The sequence below is a fragment of the Flavobacterium sp. genome (assembly GCF_039916025.1).
Classification (GTDB): domain Bacteria; phylum Bacteroidota; class Bacteroidia; order Flavobacteriales; family Flavobacteriaceae; genus Flavobacterium.
Genome location: NZ_JBDSMB010000187.1, coordinates 1 through 4,751 on the forward strand (window position 1 = coordinate 1; position 4,751 = coordinate 4,751).

Sequence of the window (4,751 nt, forward strand, 5' to 3'; positions counted from 1 at the left end):
CAGGCATTTTATGGATACAAATAGTGTTGCCAATAAAAGCAAGACCTCATTAAGTTGGGTAGTTCTAAACTGCGTAGCTAAACAATAGGTAAAAGCGCCAAAAAGAAGAGGAAGGATTATGTTTAAATTGACTAATCGGCAAAATTCATAAACGGCAATCAGCATAAAGATGCCAAAAAGAATGTAAAAACTGGTGACAGAATAGGACGTAACAATTAAAAGCAGCGCGACATAAACTACACCAGATAATAATCTCTTTAGCGATTCGTCCATTTTATAAATCTTCTAGAAGCAGAAGATACAAGTTCTTCGCAGTACTTCCATATTGAAGAAAGTCTTCATCTTTTGCTTTCTCAAAATACTTTATAGTGGTGATATTTGTTGGATAGTCTTTCTCGTATTTCTTTTTAATCACACGAAGACCATCGCTTTTAGCTTCTAAAATCTGACTTGTTGTCGCCAAAATAATGATGTTGTTTGGCAAATCATTTGGTTTGTTTTGCTTGATTTGATTTGAAGAAAAAAGTACGGAACCTTCATCGGCAATCAGGTTTTCACAACTTGCAAATAAAAATTTTGGGCTTGCTGGTTTGTCGTATTTTAGTTTATTTTCATCCAACATGCTATAAAGCTTTGGCTCGTAGCATAAGGCTTCGCATTCAAACCAATCATTTTCTTCTAAAATATTCAGAAATTGATCTTTTACTTCGTTTAGGTTTTCACAGTATAAAAACTTACCGCCATTTTTTTTGAAGTTATAAGTGAACTTTTCATCTACAGGAAGCAATGAAAAGCTTGAAGGAGCATTGTTGAATTCGCTTTGACTTTCTTCGTCAGAGGCATCATTACCGGTGCCAAAAATTTTTCTGAAAAGACTCATGCTTTTATTGGTATAATCTAGTTTAAAATTGAAATCCCTCAAAGATAAAAAAATCTTAATTCAAAAGTATGTTTTGAATTAAGATTTTAAAAAAATGTTAAAAACCTTATAAGCCTAAACTATTTCGGTTTCTTCTGCTGGCGGGTCAAAAGGTCTTTTGCCAAATATATTTTGTAAGTCATCTTTGAAAATAACTTCTTTTTCTATCAGTATAGCAGCAAGTTGCTCTAGTTTTTCTTTATTATCTTCCAGAATTTTTATAGCTCTTTGATATTCGTTTTCAATTAATGTTGAAATCTCCTTATCTATTACTAATGCGGTTTCTTCTGAATAAGGTTTTGAAAAATTGTATTCGCTTTGCCCGGTTGAGTCATAATAGGTAATGTTTCCTAATTTGTCATTCAACCCGTAGATGGTAACCATAGCACGTGCTTGTCGTGTTACTTTTTCCAAATCGCTCAAAGCTCCAGTTGAAATTTTACCAAAAACAACTTTTTCTGCTGCTCTTCCACCCATGGTTGCACACATTTCATCAAGCATTTGCTCCGTACGGACAATTAATCTTTCTTCCGGTAAGTACCATGCAGCGCCCAAACTTTGGCCTCTTGGAACGATAGTAACTTTTATTAAAGGAGCAGCATGTTCAAGCATCCAGCTTACAGTTGCATGTCCAGCTTCGTGAACAGCAATAGCATGTTTCTCTTCGGTGGTTACGATTTTATTTTTCTTTTCTAATCCACCAACAATTCTGTCAACAGCATCTAAAAAGTCTTGTTTGTCAACTGCAGTTTTATTATTTCTTGCCGCAATCAATGCAGCTTCATTACACACGTTAGCAATATCAGCACCCGAAAAACCAGGTGTTTGTTTGGCTAAAAATTCAGTGTCTAAATTTTCTACTTTTTTAAGTGGCGCTAAGTGTACTTCAAAGATTTCTTTTCTTTCTCTGATGTCTGGTAAGTCAACATAAATCTGTCTGTCAAAACGTCCTGCACGCATCAAAGCTTTGTCTAAAACATCGGCTCTGTTGGTTGCTGCAATTACGATTACGTGTGTATTTGTACCAAAACCGTCCATTTCTGTTAGCAATTGGTTCAAAGTATTTTCACGTTCGTCATTCCCGCCAGACATGTTATTTTTTCCTCTGGCTCTACCAACAGCATCAATTTCGTCAATGAAAATTATAGATGGCGCTTTGTCTTTAGCTTGTTTGAATAAATCTCTAACACGAGAAGCACCAACACCAACAAACATTTCGACAAAATCAGAACCTGATAAAGAGAAGAATGGAACTTTAGCTTCGCCGGCAACAGCTTTCGCTAATAAGGTTTTTCCGGTTCCGGGAGGACCAACCAAAAGTGCGCCTTTTGGAATTTTACCACCCAAAATGGTATATTTTTCAGGAGTCTTGAGGAATTCTACAATCTCTTGTATTTCTTCTTTAGCACCTTCTAATCCGGCAACATCTTTAAAAGTTGTTTTAACTTCTGTTTTTTCGTCAAAAAGTTTGGCTCTCGATTTTCCAATGTTGAAGATTTGGCCACCGCCACCGCCAGAGCCACCTGACATTCTGCGCATAATTAATACCCATAGGCCAATAATGATCACAAAAGGCAATAACGTGATTAGGAGTTCTGACCAATTACTTTTGGCTTTGAAATCGTAATCTTTTATCTTTCCTTCCTGAGCTGCTTTTTCAATTTTATTTTGAAAGCTTTCATCGTTTCCAATATCGAAAGAGTAGTGTGGGCCTTTGTTGACGTTGCCCAGCATATCTTTCGCTACTTTGGCATTTGCCTTGTCTTTAAGAGCTGCTTTAGTCAGGTATGCTTCACCTTCCGTTTTGTTGTAGATGATTACTTTTTCAATTTGTCCTTTGTTTAAATACTCATTGAATTTAGAGTAAGATATTTTAGTTGTATCCTGAAAACCAGAACCGCCAAAGTAATTAAGCGCAATAAATCCGATAATTACTACTACGTATATTAACCACGGACTTATTTTGAAATTATTAGGTTTTTTTTCGTTAGCCATTTTTTTATTCTATGAACTATGATTTTTTAATATTTATTTTGAATGGTTGTTATTTTGGCGTCACCCCAAAGCCCTTCTATGTTATAAAACTCGCGAATTGGTTTTTGGAAAACATGAACCACAATGTTTACATAATCCATTAGAACCCATTCGGCATTATCCGTTCCTTCAACGTGCCAGGGTTTATCTTTTAATTCTTTAGAAACTAATTTTTGGATGGAGTTAACAATTGCATTAACTTGGGTATTAGAACTACCATTACAGATTATAAAGTAATCACAAACTGCTGTATCAATGGCTCTCAAATCGAGGATGTCAATATCATTTCCTTTTACTTCTTCTATGCCTTTTATGATGTTCGCCAAAAGAACATCTGTGTTAACCGTTTTCTTCGTCATTTATATTTATGTATGTTTTGCAAATGTATTACTTTTTGTCTTTATTTTTGCTTAACAAAAGTTTAAAATTCATTAATATTTACCTTTCTATCATGCCTTTAATCAAACTCGATGCCATAGATTCGACGAATGACTTTTTAAAACAATTGTTTAAAGAATCAGCAGTCAAAGATTATACTATTGTCATAGCAAATGAGCAGACGAAAGGCAAAGGTCAAATGGGTGCAAAATGGATTTCAGAACCGGGTAAAAACTTAACTATGAGCATTTTGGTTAAGGATGTTCGGCTTAAGAATCAGAACATTTACGATTTTAATATTGCAGTTGCACTATCAGTAATAAAAGTTTTAAAAAATATTCAAATACCAAATATTACCATAAAGTGGCCCAACGACATTATGGCAGATTCTAAAAAAGTGGCAGGAATACTGATTGAAAACATCTTAAAACCTGACGGCAGTTTTACAGCAATCGTTGGCATTGGGTTAAATTTAAATCAAACTAATTTTGAAGCGCTTCCTCAGGCCAGTTCGCTGAAATGCATTTCCGGAGAAACCTATGACCAGGAAACGATAGCCATTCTTTTAAAAGATTCTTTAGAAGCAAACAGAATAACTTTAAATGATAATCCTGATTTGCTCTGGTCAGCATATCACGAAAATCTCTATAAAAAAGATTTCCCTTCACCTTTTGAAGATAAATTGGGAAATCGTTTTATGGGCATTATCAAAAAAGTTACCCGTGATGGTAAACTTGAAGTTTTACTTAATGATGACAGCATAAAGTATTTTGAAGTCAAAGATGTAAAGATGTTGTATTAAAATTATGGAGCAAGCGTAACAGTCATTCCATCGGCAAAAGCTTGATCAAGTTGGAGATTGCCGTTAACAATCGAAAAGCAACCCATTTCCATAATGTCTATCATGATGATTTCTGAACAGGTTTGCGGATCCGGATTTACAACTATGGTATAATTGTAAACACCAGTGTCAAAAAGATCGACGAGTTCATTATTGGTGTTGTTATTTACAACAGTTACCATTTGGGTAATTGGATTGAAATCCCAGGTAATTAATCCTGGTTCAAAATCATGACTGATGCCTGCAAATGAACCACTTACATTTATAAGTTTCCATTGGCCATTTACAATGCTGCTGTGAGTTGCACTCGATTCACTACTGCAACCCGAAAGTGCAAGCATCATTGAAATTCCTAAAATTGAGAATAGATTTTTCATAGTTTTTTGGTTTTTTAATGAGATGCTTTATCATATAAATGGTTGCGCTGTAGTGTTAAAAAATTGGAAATCAACAAAACACTAAATTAAGAAACATTTCCTTTCGGTTTGATTGTAAATTAATTACTTTTGTGGCACATTTTACGGAATTAATTTTCAGTTTTTCACATAAAAAACTCATTCTAATGAACATACACGAATA

5 protein-coding genes and 1 pseudogene are annotated in these 4,751 nt (G+C 34.5%); 1 reads left to right on the forward strand and 5 read right to left on the reverse strand.

Annotated features, from left to right (window positions below; all coding sequences use genetic code 11):
* The 4 genes and pseudogenes from ABIQ27_RS13930 to rsfS all read right to left on the reverse strand — a co-directional run.
* Positions 1-273, reverse strand: a pseudogene (locus tag ABIQ27_RS13930) (phosphatidate cytidylyltransferase); the annotation flags it as partial.
* Between the two features lies 1 nt (position 274).
* Positions 275-880 (reverse strand): LUD domain-containing protein, encoded by a 606-nt coding sequence (locus ABIQ27_RS13935; RefSeq protein ID WP_348034525.1) that lies wholly within the window; start codon positions 878-880, stop codon positions 275-277.
* A 114-nt stretch (positions 881-994) separates the two neighbouring features.
* A complete protein-coding gene (gene ftsH, locus ABIQ27_RS13940) occupies positions 995-2,914 on the reverse strand; it encodes an ATP-dependent zinc metalloprotease FtsH (protein WP_348034526.1) in 1,920 nt (639 codons plus the stop codon).
* 26 nt (positions 2,915-2,940) lie between these two features.
* On the reverse strand, positions 2,941-3,312 hold the full coding sequence (gene rsfS / locus ABIQ27_RS13945; RefSeq protein ID WP_348034527.1) for a ribosome silencing factor: 372 nt from the start codon (positions 3,310-3,312) through the stop codon (positions 2,941-2,943).
* Positions 3,313-3,404: 92 nt separating this feature from the next.
* Between rsfS and ABIQ27_RS13950 the strand changes: the two genes are divergently transcribed.
* Positions 3,405-4,133 carry a biotin--[acetyl-CoA-carboxylase] ligase gene (locus ABIQ27_RS13950; RefSeq protein WP_348034528.1) on the forward strand — a complete coding sequence of 243 codons (729 nt, stop codon included), beginning with the start codon at positions 3,405-3,407 and terminating at the stop codon, positions 4,131-4,133.
* Between the two features lie 2 nt (positions 4,134-4,135).
* Here ABIQ27_RS13950 and ABIQ27_RS13955 read toward each other — a convergent pair whose 3' ends face one another.
* Positions 4,136-4,549, reverse strand: coding sequence for a hypothetical protein (locus ABIQ27_RS13955; RefSeq protein ID WP_348034529.1), 414 nt, complete (start codon positions 4,547-4,549; stop codon positions 4,136-4,138).
* Between the last annotated feature and the right edge of the window lie 202 nt (positions 4,550-4,751).